Here is a 24,421-nt window from a genome sequence, read left to right on the forward strand (position 1 = left end):
GTTTATAGCCGCCAGATCTCCAGCGGCCGTAATAACGTCTTCGTGAGCAAGCTCACTCCCACAAGATCATTGCCAGCAGTGCCAGCAGTGCCAGCAGTGCCAGCAGTGCCAGCAGTGCCAGCAGTGCCAGCAGTATTCAGATCACGTTACTCGGACACCTGCAGCTTGCGGGCTTCGGTGTACACGTAACGCACTTTCTCGTACTCGAACGGCGAGTCCATCTGACCGTAGCGGAAGCTGGTCGTGTAGCGACGGTCGATGGCGCGCAGCAGGTACAGCTCAGGATGGTCTTCACTGACCTGAGCGACGTTGAGGAAGTTGATCTGCGACTCAGCGGTGAAGTCGAAGACCAGACCGCCGGTGTCACGCAGGTTCGACGGGCCGAGGATCGGCAGGACCAGGTATGGGCCGGCCGGTACGCCATAGAAACCCAGGGTCTGACCGAAGTCTTCGCTCTGTTTCTTCAGGCCCATCAGGGTCGCCGGGTCCCACAGCCCGGCAATGCCCAGGGTGGTGTTGACGATCAGGCGGCCGGTGGTTTCCATCGAACGCTTGCCCTTGAACTGCAGCAGGCTGTTCAGCAGGTTCGGCACATCACCCAGGTTGCTGAAGAAGTTGCTGACGCCCGTACGCACGAAGCTCGGTGTCACGTATTTGTAGCCGTTGACCACCGGCAGGAACACCCACTCATCGAAGCGATAGTTGAAGTGGTAAACCCGGCGGTTCCAGGATTCGAGCGGATCGTAGACATTCAGCGCGTTGAGGGACGAACGCTCGAACTCCTGAGCATCCAGACCCGGGTTGAATTTCAGCGACTTCAACGGCTCGGTGAACCCGTCCGGGTTGTCGATCCGTTGGACCGGGGCTGCCTGGGAAACGATCGGCGCGTCGGCCGCGTGGACGGCGCCAGCGCAGAGGAGGGCGGCGATAAGCAATAGACGTTTAGCCACGGAAAAACTCCAGCATGGCGTCGCTGTTGACGCGATAGTTCATGTTGCCGCAGTGACCGCCGTAAGGGTAAACGGTCAAGCGATCGCCAAAAGTCTTGCGCAGGAAACCGAGGTCGCCCGGGCCGAGGATCACGTCATCGGCGTTGTGCATCACGGCGATCTTCTTGCTGCTCGCCAGATAATCCTTCAGCGCGTATAGGCTGACCTGATCAACCAGTTGCAGCAGGCTGCCGCCGTCGGTACGTGCACGCCACATCGGGATGACCTGCTCGGTCACGTAGCAATCGAAATCACACTGCAGCGCGCGCTTGAGGAACGGCGTCAGGCTGGTGCCTTCACTGATCGGGGTCTTCGGCGGGGTAATCAGGCCGCGACGGTTGATCAGGTCGGAGGTGAAGGCGATGTCGGCAGCCGAGAAACGGAACGAGGTGCCGATCAGCATCGCCATCTGTTCATTGGACAGGTGCTGCTTGGACTGCTGGAAGTCATACAGCAGCGCATCGTTAAGGTCGATGTAGCCTTTTTCGCGGAAGTAGCGGGTCAGCTTCTGCAGCACCAGTTCATAGAACGTCGTGCTGTTGGTGATGCCTTTAACGTCGGTCTGCACCATCTTGTCGAGGTTGGTGATCGACGTGTACAGGTTCACCGGCGGGTTGATCAGCAGCACTTTCTTGAAGTTGAAGCTGCGGCGGGTTTCGTCGAGTTTGCTGACGAACGCCGCATCCAGTGCGCCGAGGCTGTAACCGGTCAGGTAATACTCGGTGACCTGCAGCTTGGACTGCTGGGCGCGAACGGCCTGCATGACGCGGTACAAGTCTTCGGCGTCTTCCTTGGTCACGCCCGGGGTGGCGAAACGTGAGGCGGCGCTCATGAAGTCGTAGCTGGTCGGCGACGAAAGCTGCACGACGTTGTAACCGGCGCCGTAGTACAGCTTCTTCAGGTATTCATTGAGGGTGCTGTTATAAGGCGCGCCGGTGCCGGCGATCAGGAAGATCAACGGCGCAGGGTGGTCTTGTTTGGCGAGGCGGTAACGCAGTTTTTTCACGGCCCAGAAGTTATCCGGCAGTGTGAACTCACGCTCCGGACGCATCGTGAGGCTGTAATCGTCCTGATCGATGTCGGCGTCTTCAGGCACCTTGGCACGCAAATCCGGTGGGGTCGTGGCGATGGTCGCTTCGAACGGATTGGTCAAGGGGAAGCCATAGCTGGACGGATCGATATCGACCGCCATCACGGACGCACTCAAAAACAGGCCGCCTGATAAGGCGGCGAGGCGCAGAAAACGAAGCATGACTGAATCCCTTGGGAATGATGTGCTGTTGAAATACGCAGGCTATGACACGGGTGTAGTGCCAAAGTGCCGTGACGGCAAGTGACTCTCGCATGACCCTCCGCGACGATACAGGTTATGGCACTTCTGGCCTGTCTGCTCGTGCTTTTTATCGGCCGTATGGTTTTGCCCGGGCGGCTGCGGCTATGCTGCGCGCCGTTGGTTCTTTTCTGGAGTGTGTCGTGTCCCGTCGTCTGCCGTTGGTGGTGCTGTTTTTCGTTCTGGCGCTGTGGCTCGCCTTCAGTTACGGCTTGCGTTACGGCCTGATGGAAGACGTGCAATGGGTAGGAGTCTGCGCGGACGAGGCGACGAAATGGCAGTGCCAGTTGCGCTCGAACCTGGGCCTGTGGATTCATTTCGGCGTGTTCGGGTGGGGCGCGTTGATCACATCGCTGATCGCGTTCTTTATTCCGCGTCAGGTTGGACGAGCGCTTGCAGTGGTCGGCTTGCTGCTGGGGATATTGGCGCTGGTGCTGTACACGGCCAGTCTGGCGGTGTTCGCGGTGGTGATTGCCGGATTGCGCCTGGTGCGTCATCAACGGGCCTGACTTCACAACGGGCCCGGCTTCAAACGCCAAACGCCGGACAGCATAAAGGGGAGCCGAGGCTCCCCTTTAAATCGTTGCACGTGCTCTTTCTTATTGTTGTAGGGCGGTCTGTTGTTGTTATTGGCAACCGGTCCCTCTACAGCGTCTTTCGGTGATCCCCATACGGGATACAAGAGCAAACGTATTTTTTTGAGCGCTGACCTGCTTTGATTCCTCTTCTGCGAGAGGTGATCCAACCCGTTCTGGCCGCTACCTGAGGGTAGTTTTATTATTCTCGGTCGGGCTGCGAGGCCTAAGCCTCGGTAAAGCGTTTCTACTCCAAAAAAATCTGTTGGCTGCGTCTCTGTGCCGTTGTTCTTGTTATGTCAGAGCCGATTCATCTTATTTTTATTGGGTTTTCACATTTTGTTCTTGTTATGCAGGAGATATAGCAGGGTGCGTGCCAACTTTTGTAAACCCTTGTGAATCAATGGTTTGCGAAATCAGATCGTTTGGCATACCTGCCGTGTAACGGAATTCTGTTTCCGTGTTACCCGCCTGCGGGCTTTTCAGTCCTTTGGCGGTAACACAATGTATCCGTCGCCCTGCACACTCGGTTACACAGCGTCGGCCATCGCCTGCGCATTGCTCGTTGCCTTCACCCGAGCGCTGATCTGCACGCTGCGCCACAGTGCCAGCGCCATCAACACACTCACCACCGCCCACGCCCACGCCTGGGGATTGCTCAAGCCCTCGCGAAACAGTTGCGGCACGATGCCCGCGCCGACGATGAGCATCAGCAGGCCGATCTCCCGACGTGGTGCCGCCACCGGGCGGATCAGGTAGACCAGAGCGGGCACCCACAGCGTCGCGGTCGCGAAACTGCGGTAGCGCGGATCAAACACCATCGCCAGCATCATCACCGCCGCCGCGAACCCGCTGGCGTACAACCACCATCCGCCACGAGCGTCCAGCCAGGCAAACGCACGCTCGCGCCACCCTGCGCGGGCCGACAACGCTAGCGCCCCATGGGCGAGCACCAGCAGATTCAGCGCCACCAGTGCCACTGCCCACAAGTATTCGCCGGCAAAGCGGCTGGTCACCCGGGCCAGTTCACCCCAGGTGCCGATGCAGCACCCGGCGAACGCCGCCAGCAACGGAAGCATCAGCGCGCTGCGTGCATGACTGACCCGACCCGCCCACGCCAGGGCCAGCAAGGCAATCGCGCCACTGACCGTCAGCCAGAATGGCCACAACGGAAGGTTCGACACCGGTCCGGCCAGCACGCCTTTGTCCTGGCGATCTGCATCGAACAGCCCCCAGTAACCGCCCACTGCGCCTTCGGACTGGCGCTTCCACGGCTGGTCGAACGCCTCGATCAGGTTGTAGTGCCAGCCGTGTTGCTCGGCCATCGCGACGAAACTGCGAATGAATTTGGCCTCGTTGACCCGGCTGGGCAGCGCGGTTTCACGCTGGCGGCCTTCGCTGGGCCAGCCGGTTTCGCCGATGAGAATGTCCTTGGGTGCGAATTGCTTGCCGAACGTTTCACGGATCTGCGCGACATGGGCCAGGGCCTCGTCGATGCCGGTGGGATCATCCTCCCAGTACGGCAACAGATGGATCGTCAGGAAATCCACGGCAGGCGCGACTTCCGGGTATTGCAGCCAGTATTCCCAGACATCTGCATAGGTGACCGGCTGCTTGACCTGTGCTTTCACCTGACGAATCAGCGTGGCCAGTTGAGCGCCGGTGACTTCCTTGCGCAACAGGCTCTCGTTACCGACGATCACCGCGGTCACCACATCCGGGTGGGTGTTCGCTGCCGTCACCAGCGCCTTGATTTCCTTGGCCGTGTCGACCGGATTGCCGTTGACCCAGGCGCCGAGCATCAGCTTGAGGCCGTACTTGCGGGCGATGTCGGGCAGCGCCTCCATGCCGGTCATTGAATAGGTGCGTACGCAGTCGAAGCGCGTCGCGAGGAGCGCCAGGTCAGCGTCCATCCGCGCGGGGCGCAGGGTGAAGGGCTGGTCGAACGGGGACTGGTCCTTGTCGAACGGCGTGTAGGACGCGCATTGCAGTTTGTGGGTCGGCGTGGCGGCGTCCGGCAGAATCACCGGCTTGCCCAGCCAGTACCAGTAGCCGCACAAGCCAAGCAGCGCAATCAAACAGGAGAACAGATAAAGGAGGACGACAGGCGAGCGGGACGGTGCGGACATGATGGGGCCGAAGTGAGGCGAAGGGCGGCATATTAGCAAGATGACGCGGCTACACACCTCATCCTGTCAGCGCTTTTGTAAACCATGCAATTTCCGGACGACCCGCTAGCCTCTTTACGACCTGTCTGTCGTTGATGGCGCGGTGATGTCGTTTACCGGGTGGCTGGGTGTCGCTGGCAGGAAAGGCACAAGGTGTGTGGGGGTCGATGATCAATCGTCCACGCAGCGATTGCGTCTGCGCAGGCACGTGGTGGAAGCGTGAAACGCGTGGCTTGCCCCGAACCAGGGCGCGAGTGCGACGTTATAAGAACGTTAACGATACCCGACCGCTGTCGGGTTCTGGACTACCGGGGAAGTGAAAATGACGATGCGAAAAATCCTGGGTGTCGGTGCCGCGCTGGCACTGGCCATCAGTTCCACGCTGGCCCATGCCGACGCCAAACCCGAGCTGAGCATCGGTTACGTCGATGGCTGGTCCGACAGTGTTGCAACCACCAACGTGGCTGCCGAGGTGATCAAGCAGAAACTGGGTTATCCGGTGAAGCTGCAGGCCGTTGCGGCCGGGATCATGTGGCAGGGCGTCGCGACCGGCAAACTGGACATGATGTTGTCTGCCTGGCTGCCCGTGACCCACGGCGAGTACTGGACCAAGAACAAGGACAAGGTCACCGACTACGGGCCTAACTTCAAGGACGCGAAAATCGGCCTGATCGTGCCTGAGTACGTGAAAGCCAACTCGGTGGCGGACCTCAAGACCGACGAATCCTTCAAGAAGAAAATCGTCGGCATCGACGCCGGTTCAGGCGTGATGATCAAGACTGATCAAGCGATCAAGGATTATGGCCTCGACGGTTACAAGCTGCAGGCCAGTTCCGGCGCCGGCATGATTGCCGAGCTGACCCGTGCCGAAAACAAGAAAGAATCGATCGCGGTGACCGGCTGGGTGCCGCACTGGATGTTCGCGAAGTGGAAACTGAAGTTCCTGGAAGACCCAAAGGGTGTTTACGGTGCGGCTGAAACCGTCGACAACATCGGCAGCCTGGATCTGGCGAAGAAGGCCCCGGACGTGGCGGATTTCCTGAAGAAATTCCAGTGGACCAGCAAGGATGAAATCGGCGAAGTCATGCTCGCCATCCAGGACGGCGCCAAGCCCGAAGCGGCGGCCAAGGACTGGGTCGCCAAGCACCCGGATCGCGTCAAGGAGTGGACCGGTAAGTAATCGGTCACAAAGATTTAACGTCTTACCGAACCGCCTGGCGAGCCATCGCCAGGCGGTTTTTTATGGCCGCAACCTTAAGTTGCGAACGGCCTCGGGCGAAAGAGGCAATTCTTCGAACATCAACTAATGTCGTTCTAATACTAAGGTCGTCTGGAGTGCATCGCAGAGCGGACTAAAGTGCAAACCGTGACATCCATCTGTGCTGCGAGGACAAAAACAATGAACGACAGCATTTACCTCTCGATTCAGAACAGCCCGCGCTTCAAGGAGCTGGTCTCGAAAAGGGAACGATTCGCCTGGATTCTCTCGGCAATCATGCTTGGGCTCTATGCCGCATTCATCCTTCTGATTGCGTATGGGCCTCAGATTCTCGGCGCTAAACTCAGCGCCACATCAACCATCACTTGGGGTATGCCAATCGGCGTCGGGCTGATTGTGTCCGCGTTCGTTCTGACCGCCATCTATGTTCGCCGCGCAAACGGTGAATTCGATGACCTGAACAACGCCATTCTGAAGGAGGCGCAGCAATGATCCGGCGCCTGCTTGCGGCCTTCGGCCTTGCCGCTTTCGCGCCGACACTCTGGGCAGCCGAAGCGCTGACCGGTGCGGTGCAGAAGCAACCGTTGAACGTGTCGGCGATCATCATGTTTGTGGTCTTCGTCGGGTTCACCCTCTACATCACTTACTGGGCGTCGAAAAAGAACAAGACAGCGTCGGACTATTACTCGGCAGGCGGCAAGATCACCGGTTTCCAGAACGGTCTGGCCATTGCCGGTGACTACATGTCGGCGGCGTCATTCCTGGGGATTTCCGCGCTGGTCTACACCTCCGGCTACGACGGTCTCATCTACTCCATCGGCTTCCTCGTCGGCTGGCCGATCATCCTGTTCCTGATCGCCGAACGCCTGCGCAACCTGGGCAAGTACACCTTCGCTGACGTGGCGTCCTACCGCCTGAAGCAGAAGGAAATCCGTACCTTGTCCGCCTGCGGTTCGCTGGTGGTTGTGGCGTTCTACCTGATCGCGCAGATGGTCGGCGCCGGCAAGCTGATCCAGCTGCTGTTCGGTCTGGACTACGCGGTGGCGGTGGTGCTCGTCGGCATCCTGATGTGCCTGTACGTGCTGTTCGGCGGCATGCTGGCGACCACGTGGGTTCAGATCATCAAGGCGGTGATGCTGCTCTCCGGTGCGTCGTTCATGGCGTTGATGGTGATGAAGCACGTCAACTTCGACTTCAACGTGCTGTTCTCCGAAGCCGTGAAGGTTCACCCGAAAGGCGAAGCGATCATGAGCCCGGGCGGTCTGGTTAAAGATCCGATCTCGGCGTTCTCGCTGGGTCTGGCGCTGATGTTCGGCACCGCGGGCCTGCCACACATTCTGATGCGCTTCTTCACTGTGAGTGATGCGAAGGAAGCCCGTAAGTCGGTGCTCTACGCGACCGGTTTCATCGGCTACTTCTACATCCTGACCTTCATCATCGGCTTTGGCGCGATCCTCTTGGTCAGCACCAATCCGGCGTTCAAGGACGCAGCGGGCGCCTTGCTCGGCGGTAATAACATGGCAGCGGTTCACCTGGCCGATGCGGTCGGTGGCAGTCTGTTCCTGGGCTTTATCTCGGCGGTGGCGTTCGCGACCATCCTGGCGGTGGTGGCGGGTCTGACATTGGCCGGTGCTTCTGCGGTGTCCCACGACTTGTATGCCAGTGTGATCAAGGCGGGCAAGGCCAACGAGAAAGACGAGATCCGTGTGTCGAAGTACACCACGGTGGCGTTGGCGGTCGTGGCGATTCTGTTGGGTATCGCGTTCGAGAGTCAGAACATCGCGTTCATGGTGGGCCTGGCGTTCTCGATTGCGGCGAGCTGTAATTTCCCGGTGTTGTTGCTTTCGATGTACTGGAAAAATCTGACGACGCGTGGCGCGATGATTGGTGGCTGGATGGGGCTGGTCAGTGCGGTGGTGTTGATGATTCTGGGCCCAACGATTTGGGTGCAGATTCTGCATCATGAGAAGGCGATTTTCCCGTACGAGTATCCGGCGTTGTTTTCGATTGCGATTGCGTTTGTCGGGATCTGGTTTTTCTCGATTACGGATAAGTCGAAGGCGGCGGAGGGTGAGCGTGCGTTGTTCTTCCCGCAGTTTGTGCGTTCGCAGACGGGCCTGGGGGCCAGTGGTGCGGTGTCGCATTGATTTGATGTAGTGTTGTTGTGAAAACGCCCCGATCTTCGGGGCGTTTTTGTTTTAAAAGCGCTTAAGATCAAGATCAAGGGCGTCGGCTTAATGGCTCGACTGTTTCGCCTTCGGCGAGTTACTTGATAAAGCCCCAAGTAACCAAGGGCTTGTGCTCCTGGTTGGGCCCTTCCTTCGTCAGGGTTCCTTCACTCCGGTCTCGCTCCGTGGGCCCGCGCCGAACGGACATCCATGTCCGCAACGGCGCTCTCGCCGCATCCATGCGGCTCGGCCCACTCCGCGAGACCTCCGTTCAGCCTGCACCCAAGTCGCGATTGGTGTCGTCTGAACTCTCTGCGTATGAAGATCAAGGTCACAAGCGCGTCCGGTGTAGGACCGGCTTTAGCCGGGAAGGGGCCAGTTCAGGCGCGGGTAAATCTGCGGCAGATGTCATTTTTGCGTTCGGTGGTTAAAAAGATTGAACCGCTTTCAAGCCGCTTCGCCTAATGATCAGCGTGTGGAGATTCCCACAGGCCTTGTGCTAATACCGGCACTCTTTGAGAGGTGGTTAACGTGGCTAAAGACGACAAGAAAACCAAAGGTGAAGCTTCGAAGGCCAGCAAGGATTTGAAGGACAAAAAGTCCTCTCCGGAAAAGAAATCAGCGGCAGCCTCGGCGCTTTCGAAGTCTTCCGACAAGAAAGGCGCGAAGAAAGACACCAAGAAAGCGGCTGAGCCAAAGAAAGCTGCAAAGAAAGCGGATAGCAAGCCAGAGAAGGCCAAGAAATCCGACAAGGCAGAAAAAGCCGACAAGCCTGCAAAAAAGAAAAAGTGATAACTGCACTCCGCTAGGGCTTTACGCCCTAGCTTCCTCAGAACGTCCTGTTCGATTGTTGTAAATCCTCTTTCCCTCTGTCCCCTAACATCCACTGGCAGTCGCCGACGGGTGAACGCACGTTTAAATTTTACGGTGTTCAAACCGGCCCCTTCCCGGCTAAAGCCGGTCCAACTAAAAAGCACCGCGTACACCCCTTGGGACCGGCTTCAGCCGGGAAGCTTTTGATCTGCTTTTGATCTTCAACGCAAAAAGCCCAAACACCGCCAATCGCGACTTTGGTGCAGGCTGAACGCAGGTCTCGTGGAGTGGGCCAGGCCGCATGGATGCAGCGAGAGCGCCGTCAGGACATGGATGTCCGTTCGGCGCAGGCCCACGGAGCGAGACCGGAGCGAAGATACTCCGACGAAGGAGGAGCCCAGCCGAGAGCAGGCACTTTTGGTTACTTTTAGTGCTTTTTAAAGGTAACTCGCCGAAGGCGAAACAGTTCTGCTCTAGCAGAACCGCTTCCATAAAAAAACCGCGCCTAAGCGCGGTTCTTTTTGATGCCAGCCTTAGCAGTTAAATCCTGCCCAGCAACACCAATATCAGCAGGATCACCAGGATCGTACCGATGATGCCCGACGGACCATAGCCCCAGCTCCGGGAGTGTGGAAATACCGGAAGTCCACCGACCAACAGCAGGATAAGGATGATGATCAGAATTGTGCCGATGCCCATGACGAGTTCCTTCTAGTGTTCTTGGAAGATGGCTGTGCAGTTCAAGAGGTTGCCACGACGGCTAATCGTTGTGCTGCTTGATTGATCCGACTGTCGGACCAATCAAAAGGTTCTCAGCTGCCGAAATAAAAAATAACATCTTCAGGAAAGGCCAGGAAAATCATAGCCCTGCGTCTTTAACAAAAGTATTTTCCGTATTCAAATGCTGAATGGAAAAGCGCAAAAAGTACCTCGCCTAGTGTGGAACCAAGCGGTAACTAACCGGTCACCAAGTTCGATGTAACGCGCTTCCCGTTAATCATCTCCCTGCCTAAATACATCCAAAAGAGTGCCCACCCATTCAAACCATCGGTTTGCCTCCCATATTCAGCGATCTGATGAAGGGTTTGTCGGACAATCTGTCTGTTTACACTCTAGTGACTTCTTAATAACCGACAAGGCGTCTGCTATGCACAATCGCATCATGATCACCGGCGCAGGGTCCGGGCTGGGACGCGAGATCGCGCTGCGCTGGGCGCGCGAGGGCTGGCAGCTAGCGCTGTCGGACGTCAGTGACAGCGGCCTTCAGGAAACCCTGCGCCTGGTGCGCGAAGTGGGAGGGGACGGTTTTGTTCAGCGCTGTGATGTTCGCGACTACAGCCAGCTCACCGCATTCGCTCAGGCCTGCGAACAGAAATTCGGCGGCATCGATGTGATCGTCAACAACGCCGGCGTCGCTTCAGGTGGGTTCTTCGGCGAACTGTCCCTCGAGGATTGGGACTGGCAGATCGCGATCAACCTGATGGGCGTCGTTAAAGGCTGCAAGGCGTTTTTGCCGCTGCTGGAACAGAGCAAGGGCAAGATCATCAACATCGCCTCGATGGCCGCGCTGATGCAGGGCCCGGCGATGAGCAACTACAACGTCGCCAAGGCGGGCGTCGTTGCGCTGTCGGAGAGCCTGCTGATCGAGCTGCGCCAGCAGGAAATCGGCGTGCATGTGGTGTGTCCGTCGTTCTTCCAGACCAACTTGCTGGATTCCTTTCGTGGCCCCACGCCGGCGATGAAAGCCCAGGTCGGCAAGCTGCTGGAAAGCTCGCCCATCAGCGCAAAGGACATCGCCGATTACATCTACCAGCAGGTCGCCAGCGGCGAATTCATGATCCTGCCCCATGAACAAGGGCGAATGGCGTGGCAGCTCAAGCAGAAAAATCCCCAGTTGCTGTACGACGAGATGGCCAACATGGCGGAGAAGATGCGCGCCAAGGCGAAGTCCGGAAGCTGAGTCAATCGTTCGCCACGGGTCTTTTCTGATAGGGTTGCCGGCACTTTCCGGCTGACCTGGACGAGGCTCATCGTGCTCAATTACCTGTGGTTCTTCCTCGCTGCGCTGTTCGAGATCGCCGGGTGTTATGCCTTCTGGATGTGGCTGCGCCAAGGCAAGAGCGCGTTGTGGGTGATTCCCGCGTTGATCAGCCTGACGCTGTTCGCCGTGCTGTTGACCCGGGTCGAAGCCACTTACGCCGGGCGCGCCTACGCGGCGTACGGCGGCATTTACATCATCGCTTCCATTGTTTGGCTGGGCGTTATCGAACGTATTCGCCCGTTGACGTCGGACTGGATCGGCGTCGGCCTCTGCGTCATCGGCGCCACCATCATTCTGTTCGGCCCGCGCTGGTCTGCCGCCTGATTTTCCGTGCTTGAGGACCAAACTGACGTCTGCCGGACCTTTCTCTGACGTGCAGTCGGTAAATGCCCGGACGCGTAGGAAACGTCTGTCAGCCATGGTCTTGAAAGGTTGAAGGGCGTTACTGATTTTGCTCTGGCGCATTGAAGCGCCGGGACCTGAGCGTCAACCTGCTTCCTCGGTTACAGCCAAGGAGCAGGACGTATGCTGGTATTGACGCGAGAAATCGGCGACACCTTCAACATTGGCGATGACATCACCCTGAGGGTGCTGGGCATCTCCGGCAATGAGGTGCGCCTGGGAATTGATGCACCGCAAAGCGTCAGAATTCATCGGGCAGAAGTTATTCGACGAATCGCTTCACGACTGCAGAACCTGGCCAACCGGGGGTCGGGCAGGTAAGTCCACCTTAATCGCCATCCAGACCCGGTTGTGGGCGCAGGGGCCTATTCCTCGAAATATTCCTTGGGCACTTCGTGCTTGAGCATCAGCTGACATTGCTGGCTGTCCATGTCGAAGAAGATCACCGCCTGACCCTTGCTCAACGCATGGCGTACTCGCAACACGCGGGTTTCAAGGGGGGTGTCATCGCCATTGTCAGTGCCATCGCGGGTCACGAAGTCCTCGATCAGGCGCGTCAGGGTGTCGGCTTCGAGTTGGTCGTAAGGGATCAGCATAGATTTCTCGGCAATCACAAAAAGTACACGGGGCGGCGATGCTATCGCGCCCCGAGCGGGCAGGCTACCGCTGCCCCACCAACGTATCCACCGATGGCACGCGCGTGTCGCTTTCCATCTGCGCGTCGTGCTCCAGCTGATGGCTGAAATTCTCCAGCGACGCGTTGGACGGATGCGCATCGCTGGCGAATACCGGCGGGCTCATGATGTAGGCGGTGAGCAGACGGCTCAGGGTGCTCAGGCTGTCGATGTGCGTGCGCTCATAGCCATGGGTCGCATCGCAGCCGAACGCCAGCAGGGCCGTGCGCGTGTCATAACCGGCGGTGATCGCCGAATGCGCGTCGCTGTAGTAATAGCGGAACAGGTCGCGGCGCACGGACAAGTCGTTTTGCACCCCCAGGTGCAGCAGGTGCCGCGACAGATGATAGTCATAGGGACCGCCGGAATCCTGCATCGCCACGCTGACCGCGTGTTCGCTTGAATGCTGGCCGGGCGCAACGGGCGCGATGTCGATACCGACGAACTCGCTGACGTCCCACGGCAGGCTGCCTGCAGCACCGCTGCCGGTTTCTTCGGTAATGGTGAACAGCGGGTGGCAATCGATCAGGGGCTCGACGCCGCTGTCGACGATGGCTTTGAGCGCGGCGAGCAGGGCGGCCACGCCAGCTTTGTCGTCCAGATGGCGAGCGCTGATGTGCCCGCTGTCGGTGAACTCGGGCAGCGGGTCGAACGCCACGAAATCGCCGATGTTGATGCCCACCGATTCGCAGTCCGCGCGGGTGGCGCTGTAGGCGTCCAGGCGCACTTCAACGTGGTCCCAGCTGATGGGCATGGTGTCGACGGCGGTATTGAACGCATGCCCCGACGCCATCAACGGCAGCACGCTGCCGCGAATCACGCCGGTGTCGGTGAACACGCTGACGCGGCTGCCTTCGGCAAAGCGACTGGACCAGCAACCCACTGGGGCCAGACTCAATCGGCCGTTGTCTTTGACCTCACGAACACTGGCACCGATGGTGTCCAGGTGCGCGGAAACGGCACGATCGGGGCTGTTCTGTTTGCCTTTCAACGTGGCGCGGATGGTGCCGCGACGGGTCAGTTCGAACGGAATGCCCAGTTCTTCAAGGCGCTCGGCGACGTAGCGCACGATGGTGTCGGTAAAGCCGGTGGGGCTCGGGATCGCGAGCATTTCCAGCAGGACTTTCTGCAGGTAATTCAGATCCGGTTCAAGGATGTTTGCAGTCGTCATAGGGACCTCAATGTGTGGCGCAGATTAAGCTGAGAGCGGACTGGCTCGCGGGACGGGTCCGGTGTCGACGAATTCGTCGTCCGCCAGACCTATCGCGGGCAGGCTCAGGGCTACAGCGGTTGCGCCTTAGCCATGGGCAGGCTGGCTGTGGGGAAACAACAGATCGACGAAACGCTCGGCCGTCGGTTGTGGCTCGTGATTGGCCAGGCCGCAGCGCTCGTTCGCTTCGATAAACACATACTCCGGCTGATCGGCGGCGGGCACCATCAGGTCCAGACCCACCACCGGGATGTCGAGGGCGCGGGCGGCATGCACGGCGGCGTCTTTCAGCACCGGGTGAAGAATCGCGGTGACGTCTTCCAGACAGCCGCCGGTGTGCAGGTTTGCGGTGCGGCGCACGGCCAGACGCTGATCGGCCGGTAACACGCTTTCAAAGCTGAAGCCCGCGTCCTCTACGGTGCGGTGAGTTTCGTCATCCACCGGAATCTTGCTCTCGCCGCCCGTGGCTGCAGAGCGACGGCGACTTTGCGCCTCGATCAGCTGACCCACGGTGTGACGGCCATCGCCGATGATCTCGGCAGGACGGCGGATGGCCGCAGCCACTACCTCAAAACCAATCACGACGATGCGCAAGTCGAGCCCTTCGTGGAAGCTTTCGAGCAGCACACGGCTGTCGAACTGGCGAGCACGCTCGACCGCCGCCTGGACATCTTCGATCGTACGAAGGTCCACGGCCACGCCCTGACCCTGTTCGCCATCGACCGGCTTGACCACGACGCGCTGGTGTTCCTCGAGAAACGCCAGGTTGTCGTCGCCGTTACCCGCCAGTTGCTGCACCGGCACTTCCAGCCCCGCCGCCTTCAGCGTCTTCTGGGTCATGCGCTTGTCCTGGCATAGCGTCATGCTGACGGCGGTGGTCAGGTCGCTCAACGACTCACGGCAGCGCACCCGGCGGCTGCCATGAATCAGCGTGAACAGTCCGGCCTCGGCATCATCTACTTGCACCTCGATGCCGCGACGATGGGCTTCTTCGACGATGATGCGCGCGTACGGGTTGAAGTCCGCCTGGGGGCCGGGGCCGAGAAACAGCTTCTCGTTGATGCCGTTTTTTCGCTTGATGGCGAAGGTTGGCAGATTGCGGAAGCCCAGCTTGGCGTACAGGCTTTTTGCTTGTTCGTTGTCGTGCAGCACCGACAGATCCAGGTACGCCAGACCCCGGCTCTGGAAGTGCTCGACCAGATGACGCACCAGCACTTCGCCGACGCCAGGCCGTGTGCATTGCGGATCAACCGCCAGGCACCACAGGCTGCTGCCATTTTCGGGATCGTTGAACGCCTTTTGGTGATTCAGGCCCATGACGCTACCGATCACGGCGTTGGTAGTCTCGTCTTCGGCAATCCAGTAGACCGGGCCGCCCTGGTGCCGAGGCGTCAGCAGGGCAGGGTCAATGGGCAACATGCCACGGGCGATGTACAAATTGTTGATCGAGTTCCAGTCGCCCTCGCTTTGTGCTCGGCGAATCCTGAAACCACGAAATACGCGCTGGGCCGGGCGGTAGTCGCTGAACCACAGGCGCAGCGTGTCTGACGGATCGAGAAACAACTGTTGCGGCGATTGCGCCAGCACCTGTTGCGGTGCGGCGACATACAGGGCGATGTCGCGCTCGCCCTGCTTTTCGTTGAGCAACTCTTGCGCGAGGGACGCCGGGTCGGGGTAAGTGTGGCCAATCAGCAGCCGTCCCCAGCCGCAATGCAGAGCCAGCGGTTCTGTCTCAGGCGTGCTGCCGTCTTCGGCAAGGCGAGCCTGCAAGCGCTCGTACGACGGCGCCTGGCCGCGCAACAAACGCTGGTTATGAATCGAAGCGTTGGCTTTCATCGGTCAGAGTCCTTGTTCGCTGAGCCACAGGTTCAGCGCTGCGAGCTGCCACAGCTTGGAGCCGCGCAGGGGCGTCAGTTGACCCTGTGGATCGGTGAGCAGTTTGTCGAGCATGACCGGGTTGAACAGGCCACGGTCCTGGCTCGGATCGAGCAGCAGATCACGGACCCAGTTCAGCGTGTCGCCCTCCAGATGCTTGAGGCCCGGCACCGGGAAATAACCTTTCTTGCGATCAATGACTTCGGACGGAATCACCAGTCGCGCCGCTTCCTTGAGCACCTGCTTGCCGCCGTCCGGCAACTTGAAGCGGCCCGGAACCCGTGCCGACAGCTCGACCAGTCGATAGTCGAGGAACGGGGTGCGTGCTTCGAGGCCCCAGGCCATGGTCATGTTGTCGACGCGTTTGACCGGGTCATCCACCAGCATGACCGTGCTGTCCAGTCGCAGGGCTTTGTCCACGGCGGCATCAGCGCCCGGCATCGCGAAATGCTCGCGCACGAAATCACCGGCCGCGTCATTCGCCGTCAGCCATTTCGGCGTAACGGTGTCGGCGTATTCGGCGTAACTGCGGTCGAAAAACGCACCGCGATAGGCGGCGTAGGGGTCGCTGGCGCCGTCCACTTGCGGGTACCAGTGATAACCGGCGAACAACTCGTCCGCGCCCTGACCGCTCTGAACCACCTTGCAGTGCTTGGCCACTTCGCGGGACAGCAGATAAAAGGCGATGCAGTCGTGGCTGACCATCGGCTCGCTCATCGCACGGAAGGCGGCGGGCAGTTGCTCGATGATTTCGCTTTCCTTGATGCGCAGTTGATGGTGGTTGGTGCCGTAGTGTTTGGCGATCAGGTCCGAATACTGGAACTCATCGCCGCGTTCGCCGCCGGCATCCTGAAAGCCGATGGAGAAAGTCGACAGATCTTTCACGCCCACTTCACGCAGCAGACCGACCAGCATGCTCGAGTCGACGCCGCCGGACAGCAGCACCCCAACGTCCACCGCAGCGCGTTGACGAATGGCAACGGCTTCACGCGTGCTGTCGAGCACACGGTCGCGCCAGTTTTCGAGGGTCAGATTTGCTTCGTCGGCACGCGGGCCATAAGGCAGGGTCCACCAGACTTTCTGCTCGACCTTGCCTTCGGCGCTCACGCGCATCCACGACGCCGGCGGCAGTTTTTCCACACCGGCCAGCAAAGTGCGCGGCGCAGGCACCACGGCGTGGAAATTCAGGTAATGATTGAGCGCGACCGGGTCGAGCATCGGGCTGATGTCGCCGCCTTTGAGCAACGCGGGCAGCGCGGACGCAAAACGCAGGCGCTTGTCGGTGCGCGACAGGTACAGCGGCTTGACGCCGAGACGGTCGCGGGCGATGAACAGGCTTCTGTTGTCGCGCTCCCAGATGGCGAACGCGAACATGCCGTTGAGCTTGGGCAGCATGTCAGCGCCCCAGGCGTGGTAGCCCTTGAGCAGCACTTCGGTGTCGCCGCCGGAGTGGAACTGGTAGCCAAGGCTTTCGAGCTCGGCACGCAGTTCCGGGAAGTTGTAGATCGCGCCGTTGAAGGCCAGGGACAGGCCCAGGTGGCTGTCGATCATCGGCTGCGCCGAGCCGTCCGACAGGTCCATGATTTTCAATCGACGGTGGCCGAGGGCAATCGGCCCCTGGCTGTGAAACCCCCACGCATCCGGGCCGCGAGCCGCGAGATGATGGGTGATACGTTCTACTGCGGCGAGATCCGCAGGTTGATTGTCAAAGCGTAGTTCGCCAGCTAATCCGCACATCTGTCCTAAACCCTTTATGTTTTCGGCGTGTTTGGCGTTACTGGGATTGCGCGGCGATAGATGCCGGGCTCATTCCGGGCATCAGGCGCATGATTGCGTACATATGGCGCGTGTCGTACATCCTGCGCTGTCTAATCCCGAGCCTGCGCAATGCACTCAGCCAGTAACGATTCGGCCCTGTCCCGGCGCGGATATACAGCCCTGACACGAGCCCGCTTCCTATCGGCGCGAACACGTCATCAGGGCGCGCTGCCGTCAGCGGCCTAGCTTTATCGAGTACCGGCAGGCGTGGATCGTTCAATAAAAAAACATTGCAAGGGAGGGGGGCGTGGCCGGGTTTTTAATCACCGACGACGTTTTTCGTGGGATGTCGACTCGCTCATAGGTGCAAGAGGCGCTGCCCACGTGATGCCTGGGAAGCGCATATCTCGCCCGAGTCAACGCGAGCGGTTGGCGATCCGTAAAGCCGCGGTTTTGATGTACCTCACCGAGTTGGCGAGGTTACCGGCATGACTTTCGAGGAGCATGAGGTCCTCTTGTCGACACACAACTTTTTGAGCCTTGAGGTAAATGGCATGGCCTTCGAGAAATTGCGACAGAGAGTCAAAGTAGGCAGCAGAATCTTCGAGATCAAGCTGCATATCTTTCAAGCTTAGTGTAGACATCGAGGCTCCAGACGCTATTGAAGCAGGCGTCCTGGCCTGACGGGGTTGGGGTATTTAGTTCACTGTCCGATGCTTTGTTTATCGGCAGCCGTCAGGAAACTTTAGATGATTATTAGGGTCGGTCTCGGCGGCGTGTCAGTAGCCCGTCATCTCCAGATACCCCACACCCCCGTGGCTACCGCTCAGGGTGACCGGCCCCTCCCAATAAGGAATCTGCAGGTTCATCCACGCCTGGGGGTTAAGCGCTTCGACCGCGATATCCACGGCCCTCGACGGGATTTTCACCGACCAGCGTGTGGGCATGTCGCGGCCTTCAACGTCAGTGGTGTCTTCCGGCGCCAGTTCTATGTCCTTCGCCGCCAGTTGTTCCGTGCTGCCATCGGCGTTGATCCATGTCCCAGTCAAGTACGGCTCGTCGTCCTTTTGCCGCATGCGATAGAGCATGACTTCGGTGCCATCACCCAAATGCAGCGAAAACCAGTCCCAGCCCGTCTGATTATCCGTGAGCGGCTGGCTGCTCCACTCCCGGTCCAGCCACGCGGGCCCGGACACCTGATAGGTTTTGCCGTCGATTTCGAGGCTGCCGTCCGCTTGAAAAAACGGCTGGCTGTAGTAGTACGACGCCTGACCCTGCTCGGACTTCTGGCTGAAGCCCTGTTTGCCTTGCAGCACCAACGGCTTCGTGGCTTTAAGGTGCAGGCGATAGTTGAACTGCGGACTGCTGGCCTGCAATTGCATGTCCGCCAGCGGGTCATCGGTGGCAGATTGGCTGGTGAAGGACCAGTCATCTATCCAGGCTGCGAACGGTGCCAGCGTCACCCCGGCCTGCTGCACGCCGCCTCGGGCGTAGCGTTCCGCTGCGAAATGATCGTCCTGGGACGTCACGGCGGCGTGGCCCATCCACAGATTGCGGTTATTCCAGCCAGACCCATCGCCTTGCAGCCCTTTCGCTCGGGGGAGGGCATTGCGAAACAGGGTCCATTGCACGCCAAACGACTGGCCGTCGGCATCCTTGAGGTTGGCGGTGATGTACCACCACTCGATGCGGAAATCATCGTGGGGGCCATGATCGTCGGGAAACACGAAGCGCTTGTCCGGCGTTACCTGTGCGTAACTTGAGGCGTCGTCGGCAAGGCCTGCGAAGCCTTTTTCTTCCTCGGGTTTGTCGTCGCAGCCGCTCAGCAGGGTGACGAGCAACAGGCCAACGAGCAGTAGCAGGGCTTTAACCTTCATTGGCGAAAGTCCTCAGCAAATCGGCGGGGCGGGTGCGGTACAAACGGTAGAGCGGCCATGCCGAGGCCAGCAGTGTGGCGAGCATCGCCAGCAGCGTGAGGCGCAACAGCTGCATCGGGAACACCTGCAGCGGCAGGCGCCAACCGAAGGCTTGCACGTTGATCACTGCGTCCAGACACCACGCCAGCAACAGCCCCAGCGGAATTGCCAGCACCAGCGTCAGCACCGCCAGGAGCCAGGTCTGCGCCAGATTGAGCAGCATCAATTGCCGCCGCGTCACGCCCAGCGCCCACAGCGGCGCCAGTTGTGCGAGGCGGCTCTGGCTCTGGGTGAGGAGACTGATGAACAGCGCGACGCCGGCCACCATCAAGGTCAGGCTGTTCAACGCGGCCGTGGCGGCGAAGGTGCGTTCGAAGACCTGCTGCGACCAGGCCTTGAGCTGAATCTGATCGACGATGCGGTTGTCGTCGATGGTGAATTTGTTGTGCAGCACCCTCAGCAGTTGCGGGATGGCGTGGGGATCGATGCGCAGATTGAAACGGTTGGGCGTCAGCTGCGGCCAGTGCTTGAGCAGGTGGTCGGCATTCACCAGCATGTGGCCCTTGGGATTGCCGTAATCGGCATAAATGCCAACGACCCGCAGCGGCCACGGCCCGTCCGGCGCCGGCAGTTTCACTTCATCGCCAACGCTGACATCCAGACGGCGGGCCAGTTGTTCGCTGAGCATCAGCGTGTCTTCCTGCGCCAGTTGCTTCCAGGCATCGCCGCTCGCCGATTCCAATAGTGGCCAGTGCTGGCGATAGTGCGGATGGTCGATGACGCCATACAGCTCGGCCGGCCAGCCATGCAGCTGCAGCGACACCTGCCAGTTGGGCAGCACCGCCGAGGTCAGCGGCTGCTGACTCAACCACTGCTGCAACGGCGCGGCTTGGGCGGGATTCTGCGGATTGATGTAAAGCTCGGCGCTAAGGCGTTGCTCCAGCCAGTGGGTGAACGTCTGGCGGAACCCCGACGTCATGCTACCCGCGCCGATGTTTGCTGCCATCGCCAGAAGTAAGGCCATGAGCGCCAGGCTCAGGGCCGGCAATTGTTGTCGGCAGTCAGCGAGAAACCACTGACCCAGCACCGAACGGCTCCTGCCCAACAGTGCGTTGAGCAGCAGGTTGAGCAGCACCGGAAGGCCCAGCGCCGCACTCAATAACAGGCTGGCCATCAACACGAAGCCCAGCGCCAGGCTGTCGCCAAACAGCGCGGCCGATACTGCAATCAACGCCGAAATCCCGGCAACCCAGCCCTGGCGTCGCAGCCATTTGGCGTGGGTTTCGTGCCATGCCTGGGCATTGGCCAGCGCCAGCAAGGGCAGACGCGCCGCGCGCAGCAGGCTGCTGGCGCCCGCGAGAAACGCGCCGAGCAGACTGACGCCCAATCCGCTCAGCCACCACCAGACGCTCAGGTTCAGGTGGCCCGCGACTTCAGCGCCGTACAGCCCGCGCAGACTCGCCGCAACATCGGGCAACAGCGCGCTCGCCAGCCAGTAGCCACTGATGACGCCGGCGATGCCGCCGAGCAAGGCCAGCACCCCGAGCTCGACCACCAGACTCACCATCAACCCACGTGCGCTGACCCCGCAGGCACGCAGATTGCGCAGCAGCCCGCGACGCTGTTCCAGTGCGAGACCAATGGCCGCGTGCACGATGAACAGCCCGACTACGAACGAGAGAAAACCCAGCGCGTCGAGGTTCAGGTGGAAGCTCTCGGTGAGCCTGCCCAGGTCGTTGTCTTCGCCGCTTTTGCGCAGCACCAGTTCGCCGTTCAGCTCGGCCGGCAGGGGGGGAGCGTTTTCGGCAAAATCCTTGGGCAGCACCAGCCGCGAGATCTGATTGGGCTGGTTGAGCAGTTGCTGGGCGAAACCGATGTCCATGAGCAGTACACCCGGCGCCATGTCGGTTTTCCCACGCAGTGGCGGCAGCACCTTGCCGGAGTCGATGACCGGCTGCTGGCCTTCATGAAGACCGAGGGCCGCGAGGGTCTGCGGGGAAATCCAGGTGGTGCCGGGAGGGGTGAAGAAGTCGACGATCTGCGCGGTGTCCAGCGATTGCCCGGCCAGCGCGGTGTTCACCGGCAGTGAGACTGGCTCGATGCCGAGCACGGTCAAGCGCTGCTCCGGCGCTTCCTTCAGGGTGACGCGTCCGCGGAGTGCGGGGGAGACCGGCCATCCCGCCCGGCGCAAGGTCACGAACAGGTCCTGGGAAAAGTTGGCGCCGTTGGGCGAGACCAGGATCTTCTGCGGCTCGCCACCGATCATCTGACTGGCTTTGGCGTAGCTTTCACGGGCCTGACTGTTCAGGGCCTGCACGCCGGTCAGCAGGCTGGTCGCCAGCCACAGGCCGGTCAGCACGCTGAAAAACTGCACGGGATGGCGCCGCCAGTGGCTGAGCAGCGCTTTCAACGTCCAGTAGAAGACAGACATCTCAGCGTTCGCCTTCGCTGACCAGCCGACCCAGATGCAGCACGGCCTGACGCTGCAATCGTGCCGCCACCCTCGGGCTGTGGGTCACCATCAACAGGCTGGTCGTGCTGTCGCCGAGGAGGTCCAGCAACAGTTGCAGCACTTCATCGCTGGTGGCTTCGTCGAGGTTGCCAGTGGGTTCGTCAGCGAGCAGCAGGGCCGGGCGAGACGCGAGAGCCCGGCCAATCGCAACGCGCTGCTGCTGGCCGCCGGAAAGCTGTTCGGGGTAGCGCTTGAGCAGCGCGCCCAAACCCAGCCGCTCGGTGAGTTCGGTCTGCCATTCGGGCTGGTAGCGCCCGGCCAGACGCGCCTGGAACGCCAGGTTGTCTTCGACCTTCAGGCTGCCGATCAGGTTGAACTGCTGGAACACCAGGCCGATTTCCGTACGCCGCCAGTTGGCCAACTGCGCTTCGTTCATCTGGTCGAGACGCTGCCCGGCGACCTCGATGCTGCCCTTGTCGACGTGGTCCAGACCGGCCACCAGATGCAGAAGCGTGCTCTTGCCGCTGCCGGACTCGCCCATCAACGCCAGACTGCCGCCCTGATCCAGTTGCAGGTCCGCGCCACGCAAAACGGCCAATGGGCCCTGGGCCGTGGCATAGCTTTTGAACACACCCTGGACTTGCAGCATCGACACGCACCTGAATGGAGGGATGGGCTGGAGGATAACGGTTTGGCCGGAGCCGATGTAGCTGGCGAAGCAGTGGATCTTCGGCAGGAGCAAGAAGTTGCGTCGGATAGCGGCGACGGGCGCCTGGACAGCCGATACCGCAGGCCTCTCTATTTCCCGCGAATCAGCCCGCGCAGCGCGAATCGGTTGGGATGACAGGCTTCGGCCACGCTTCGCGGCAGCGGCAGAGGTTCGTCATCCAGCCAGGCGGCAATCAGTTCGCCGGACAGCGGCGCAGTGATCAGACCGCGAGAGCCGTGACCGCTGTTGACGTACAGCCCGGCGAGCCATGGGCACTCGGTATCCGGCGTCTGGCGCGCATCCTTGCGCAGCACGGCGTACGTTTCAAGAAACGCCGCCCGATCTGCCAGCGGCCCGACGATGGGCAGGTAATCCGGGCTGGTGCAGCGAAACGCGGCGCGACCTTGCAGATCCTCCGCTGGCAGCGCGGTGGCGTTCAGCCGCTGGGTCAGGTCCTCGGAGATCTCCCTTAGCAGTTCGAGATTGCCGAGATGTTCGGCCGTATTCGGCGTCAGGTCATCGCTGTTGAAGGCGAAGCTTGCCCCCAGCGTGTGTTCGCCGCCGCGCGCAGGCGCCACGTAACCCTCGGCGCACACGACAGTCGTCAACGCGCGGCTTTCGGGGGTTGCAGCCAGTCGGGTAATCTGCCCGCGAATACGCTTGAGGGGCAGGTCAGCGCTGGCCGGGAAGCGTTTGACTTCGGCTGCGCCCGCCAACACGACGACGGGAGCAGAAGCCAGCAGACGCTCGCCATCCCACGCCTGCCACAGCGCCCCGTCCCGCCGCAGCTCGATCACGTCATTGTGGGTCAGCAGTTTGATGTTGCTTGCGCTGGCCTGATCGCGACACAACGCCGGCGGATGCACCCAGCCACCTTGGGGGTAAAACAAACCGCCGCTCTTCAATACCACACCCGCCCGTGACTCGGCGTCAGCCCGGTCCAGCACATGCAGCAGATCCTCGGGGAACGCCGCCGCCAGTTGCGCCTGCCGCGCTTGCTCTTTCTCGTCGAAGGCAAGCTGCAGCACGCCGCAATCGTCCCAGTCGATGCCCCGTTGCAGGCGTTCCAGCAAACGGCGGGTGTGACCAAATCCGCTCAAGATCAGCTGCGACAACGGGGTGCCGTGGGCCGACAGCTTCAGATAGAGCACGCCTTGCGGATTGCCCGATGCTTCTTGCGCCAAATCCCCGTGACGTTCCAGCAGACTGACGTGCCAACCGCGCGCTGCAAGACTTGACGCAGTGGCGCAGCCGGCCAGGCCTGCGCCGATTACCAACGCCGTGCGCGGGCCGTCCGGTGACGTCGGCCGGGCAAACCAGGGTTTGGCGCGCGGAGGCGTTGGCACATCTTCGGGCCAACCGATGAAGCGGCCTTTGAGCACTTCCCACTTATGCCCGATCCCCGGCACGCGCTTCATCTTGAAACCGGCTGCGTTCAATGCCCGGCGCACCCAGCCCGTGCTGGTAAAGGTGCCGATGGTCGAGCCCGGTGCCGCCAGCCGCGCCAGCTCTGCGAAGAGTTCGGGCGTCCACATTTCCGGGTTTTTCGCGGGGGCGAAACCGTCGAGAAACCAGGCGTCGATCTGTCCGTCCAGCTGCGGCAGCATGTCCAGCGCATCGCCAACCAGCAAGGTCAGGGTCACGCGGCCGCCCTCGAAGACCCAGCGCTGGAAGCCCTGATGCACCGCCACGTATTGATCCAGCAACTGATCCGCTTGCTCCTTGAGCTCGGGCCACAAATTCAGCGCGCGTTCCAGATCGGCACGGGTCAACGGGTATTTTTCGACGCTGACGAAATGCAGGCGGGCGTCTGCCACTGCGCTGGCATTGAACAGCTGCCAGGCGCACAGGAAATTCAACCCAGTACCAAACCCGGTTTCGCCGATCACCAGCCGACCACCCGCCGGTAACGCAGCAAAGCGCTCGGGCAGCTCGTTCTGGGTCAGGAACACATGGCGGGTTTCATCCAGGCCCGATCCGGTCGAGAAATAAACGTCGGCGAACACCCGTGAATGCGGATTGCCGTGTTCGTCCCAGTCGATCTGGGCGTGGGCAATCTGGTCATCGGCGATCTGGGTGTGGTCAGTGCTGGTCATGTTCGGCTCGGGGCGGGCGAGGTGGC

21 protein-coding genes are annotated in these 24,421 nt (G+C 60.6%); 8 read left to right on the forward strand and 13 right to left on the reverse strand.

All coding sequences use genetic code 11. The features are described 5' to 3' along the window. Positions 1 to 146: 146 nt before the first annotated feature. Complete coding sequence (locus AC07RO_RS09910) at positions 147 to 950, reverse strand: MlaA family lipoprotein (RefSeq protein ID WP_192170954.1); 804 nt, start codon at positions 948 to 950, stop codon at positions 147 to 149. Next, positions 943 to 2,241 carry a serine/threonine protein kinase gene (locus tag AC07RO_RS09915; RefSeq protein WP_065986875.1) on the reverse strand — a complete coding sequence of 433 codons (1,299 nt, stop codon included), beginning with the start codon at positions 2,239 to 2,241 and terminating at the stop codon, positions 943 to 945. Before AC07RO_RS09915 ends, AC07RO_RS09910 begins: the two co-directional genes overlap by 8 nt. Positions 2,242 to 2,462: 221 nt before the next feature. Here AC07RO_RS09915 and AC07RO_RS09920 point away from each other — a divergent pair, with 221 nt between their 5' ends. Continuing rightward, positions 2,463 to 2,828, forward strand: coding sequence for a hypothetical protein (locus AC07RO_RS09920; RefSeq protein ID WP_495085928.1), 366 nt, complete (start codon positions 2,463 to 2,465; stop codon positions 2,826 to 2,828). 596 nt (positions 2,829 to 3,424) lie between these two features. Here the strand turns inward: AC07RO_RS09920 and AC07RO_RS09925 are convergent. Beyond that, positions 3,425 to 5,023, reverse strand: a complete 1,599-nt coding sequence (locus AC07RO_RS09925) for a glycoside hydrolase family 17 protein (RefSeq protein WP_495085929.1) — start codon at positions 5,021 to 5,023, stop codon at positions 3,425 to 3,427. 361 nt (positions 5,024 to 5,384) lie between these two features. Here AC07RO_RS09925 and AC07RO_RS09930 point away from each other — a divergent pair, with 361 nt between their 5' ends. From AC07RO_RS09930 to AC07RO_RS09945, 4 genes are all read left to right on the forward strand, one after another. After that, entirely contained in the window at positions 5,385 to 6,242 is an 858-nt protein-coding gene (locus tag AC07RO_RS09930) for a glycine betaine ABC transporter substrate-binding protein (RefSeq protein WP_192170957.1), read from the forward strand. 219 nt (positions 6,243 to 6,461) lie between these two features. Then, positions 6,462 to 6,773, forward strand: coding sequence for a DUF485 domain-containing protein (locus AC07RO_RS09935; protein ID WP_108122019.1), 312 nt, complete (start codon positions 6,462 to 6,464; stop codon positions 6,771 to 6,773). Further along, positions 6,770 to 8,428: a cation acetate symporter gene (locus tag AC07RO_RS09940; protein ID WP_346631126.1), complete on the forward strand. Its 1,659-nt coding sequence runs from the start codon at positions 6,770 to 6,772 to the stop codon at positions 8,426 to 8,428. The genes AC07RO_RS09935 and AC07RO_RS09940 overlap by 4 nt, the downstream gene beginning before the upstream one ends. 543 nt (positions 8,429 to 8,971) lie before the next feature. Next, positions 8,972 to 9,241 (forward strand): hypothetical protein, encoded by a 270-nt coding sequence (locus AC07RO_RS09945; RefSeq protein ID WP_346631125.1) that lies wholly within the window; start codon positions 8,972 to 8,974, stop codon positions 9,239 to 9,241. 561 nt (positions 9,242 to 9,802) lie between these two features. Here AC07RO_RS09945 and AC07RO_RS09950 read toward each other — a convergent pair. Next, entirely contained in the window at positions 9,803 to 9,961 is a 159-nt protein-coding gene (locus AC07RO_RS09950; RefSeq protein ID WP_020290439.1) for a DUF3309 family protein, read from the reverse strand. A gap of 448 nt (positions 9,962 to 10,409) precedes the next feature. Between AC07RO_RS09950 and AC07RO_RS09955 the strand changes: the two genes are divergently transcribed. The 3 genes from AC07RO_RS09955 (at position 10,410) to csrA (ending at position 12,026) form a co-directional block, all read left to right on the forward strand. Then, positions 10,410 to 11,222, forward strand: a complete 813-nt coding sequence (locus AC07RO_RS09955; RefSeq protein ID WP_495085930.1) for an SDR family oxidoreductase — start codon at positions 10,410 to 10,412, stop codon at positions 11,220 to 11,222. Positions 11,223 to 11,294: 72 nt separating this feature from the next. Next, on the forward strand, positions 11,295 to 11,627 hold the full coding sequence (locus AC07RO_RS09960) for a YnfA family protein (RefSeq protein ID WP_495085931.1): 333 nt from the start codon (positions 11,295 to 11,297) through the stop codon (positions 11,625 to 11,627). A 201-nt stretch (positions 11,628 to 11,828) separates the two neighbouring features. Then, complete coding sequence (csrA, locus tag AC07RO_RS09965; RefSeq protein WP_346625453.1) at positions 11,829 to 12,026, forward strand: carbon storage regulator CsrA; 198 nt, start codon at positions 11,829 to 11,831, stop codon at positions 12,024 to 12,026. 44 nt (positions 12,027 to 12,070) lie between these two features. Here the strand turns inward: csrA and AC07RO_RS09970 are convergent, their stop codons facing one another. From AC07RO_RS09970 to mnmC, 9 genes are all read right to left on the reverse strand, one after another. After that, entirely contained in the window at positions 12,071 to 12,301 is a 231-nt protein-coding gene (locus tag AC07RO_RS09970) for a YheU family protein (RefSeq protein WP_065986890.1), read from the reverse strand. Between the two features lie 64 nt (positions 12,302 to 12,365). Next, complete coding sequence (locus AC07RO_RS09975) at positions 12,366 to 13,550, reverse strand: osmoprotectant NAGGN system M42 family peptidase (protein WP_346625452.1); 1,185 nt, start codon at positions 13,548 to 13,550, stop codon at positions 12,366 to 12,368. A gap of 126 nt (positions 13,551 to 13,676) precedes the next feature. Beyond that, positions 13,677 to 15,425 (reverse strand): N-acetylglutaminylglutamine synthetase, encoded by a 1,749-nt coding sequence (gene ngg / locus AC07RO_RS09980; RefSeq protein WP_495085932.1) that lies wholly within the window; start codon positions 15,423 to 15,425, stop codon positions 13,677 to 13,679. A 3-nt stretch (positions 15,426 to 15,428) separates the two neighbouring features. Further along, entirely contained in the window at positions 15,429 to 17,201 is a 1,773-nt protein-coding gene (locus tag AC07RO_RS09985) for an N-acetylglutaminylglutamine amidotransferase (protein WP_495085933.1), read from the reverse strand. A gap of 437 nt (positions 17,202 to 17,638) precedes the next feature. Beyond that, positions 17,639 to 17,866, reverse strand: a complete 228-nt coding sequence (locus AC07RO_RS09990; RefSeq protein WP_172611188.1) for a hypothetical protein — start codon at positions 17,864 to 17,866, stop codon at positions 17,639 to 17,641. Between the two features lie 135 nt (positions 17,867 to 18,001). Beyond that, entirely contained in the window at positions 18,002 to 19,084 is a 1,083-nt protein-coding gene (locus AC07RO_RS09995) for a lipocalin-like domain-containing protein (RefSeq protein ID WP_495086036.1), read from the reverse strand. Positions 19,085 to 19,088: 4 nt separating this feature from the next. Beyond that, positions 19,089 to 21,569, reverse strand: coding sequence for an ABC transporter permease (locus tag AC07RO_RS10000; RefSeq protein ID WP_423572698.1), 2,481 nt, complete (start codon positions 21,567 to 21,569; stop codon positions 19,089 to 19,091). A gap of 1 nt (position 21,570) precedes the next feature. After that, a complete protein-coding gene (locus AC07RO_RS10005) occupies positions 21,571 to 22,239 on the reverse strand; it encodes an ABC transporter ATP-binding protein (RefSeq protein ID WP_346625448.1) in 669 nt (222 codons plus the stop codon). Positions 22,240 to 22,388: 149 nt separating this feature from the next. Next, on the reverse strand, positions 22,389 to 24,395 hold the full coding sequence (mnmC, locus tag AC07RO_RS10010; RefSeq protein WP_495010069.1) for a bifunctional tRNA (5-methylaminomethyl-2-thiouridine)(34)-methyltransferase MnmC2/FAD-dependent 5-carboxymethylaminomethyl-2-thiouridine(34) oxidoreductase MnmC1: 2,007 nt from the start codon (positions 24,393 to 24,395) through the stop codon (positions 22,389 to 22,391). Positions 24,396 to 24,421 lie beyond the last annotated feature (26 nt).

The sequence above is a fragment of the Pseudomonas sp. GW821-FHT07F05 genome (assembly GCF_059418765.1).

Excerpts from the sequence above, each read along its gene's own strand:
- AC07RO_RS09930 (WP_192170957.1), top strand. The coding sequence starts at position 5,385 with ATGACGATGCGAAAAATCCTGGGTGTCGGTGCCGCGCTGGCACTGGCC.
- mnmC (WP_495010069.1), bottom strand. The coding sequence starts at position 24,395 with ATGACCAGCACTGACCACACCCAGATCGCCGATGACCAGATTGCCCAC.
- AC07RO_RS09935 (WP_108122019.1), top strand. The coding sequence starts at position 6,462 with ATGAACGACAGCATTTACCTCTCGATTCAGAACAGCCCGCGCTTCAAG.
- AC07RO_RS09990 (WP_172611188.1), bottom strand. The coding sequence starts at position 17,866 with ATGTCTACACTAAGCTTGAAAGATATGCAGCTTGATCTCGAAGATTCT.
- AC07RO_RS09950 (WP_020290439.1), bottom strand. The coding sequence starts at position 9,961 with ATGGGCATCGGCACAATTCTGATCATCATCCTTATCCTGCTGTTGGTC.
- AC07RO_RS09915 (WP_065986875.1), bottom strand. The coding sequence starts at position 2,241 with ATGCTTCGTTTTCTGCGCCTCGCCGCCTTATCAGGCGGCCTGTTTTTG.
- AC07RO_RS09970 (WP_065986890.1), bottom strand. The coding sequence starts at position 12,301 with ATGCTGATCCCTTACGACCAACTCGAAGCCGACACCCTGACGCGCCTG.
- AC07RO_RS09955 (WP_495085930.1), top strand. The coding sequence starts at position 10,410 with ATGCACAATCGCATCATGATCACCGGCGCAGGGTCCGGGCTGGGACGC.
- AC07RO_RS10005 (WP_346625448.1), bottom strand. The coding sequence starts at position 22,239 with ATGCTGCAAGTCCAGGGTGTGTTCAAAAGCTATGCCACGGCCCAGGGC.
- AC07RO_RS09940 (WP_346631126.1), top strand. The coding sequence starts at position 6,770 with ATGATCCGGCGCCTGCTTGCGGCCTTCGGCCTTGCCGCTTTCGCGCCG.
- ngg (WP_495085932.1), bottom strand. The coding sequence starts at position 15,425 with ATGAAAGCCAACGCTTCGATTCATAACCAGCGTTTGTTGCGCGGCCAG.
- AC07RO_RS09975 (WP_346625452.1), bottom strand. The coding sequence starts at position 13,550 with ATGACGACTGCAAACATCCTTGAACCGGATCTGAATTACCTGCAGAAA.
- AC07RO_RS09925 (WP_495085929.1), bottom strand. The coding sequence starts at position 5,023 with ATGTCCGCACCGTCCCGCTCGCCTGTCGTCCTCCTTTATCTGTTCTCC.
- csrA (WP_346625453.1), top strand. The coding sequence starts at position 11,829 with ATGCTGGTATTGACGCGAGAAATCGGCGACACCTTCAACATTGGCGAT.
- AC07RO_RS09985 (WP_495085933.1), bottom strand. The coding sequence starts at position 17,201 with ATGTGCGGATTAGCTGGCGAACTACGCTTTGACAATCAACCTGCGGAT.
- AC07RO_RS10000 (WP_423572698.1), bottom strand. The coding sequence starts at position 21,569 with ATGTCTGTCTTCTACTGGACGTTGAAAGCGCTGCTCAGCCACTGGCGG.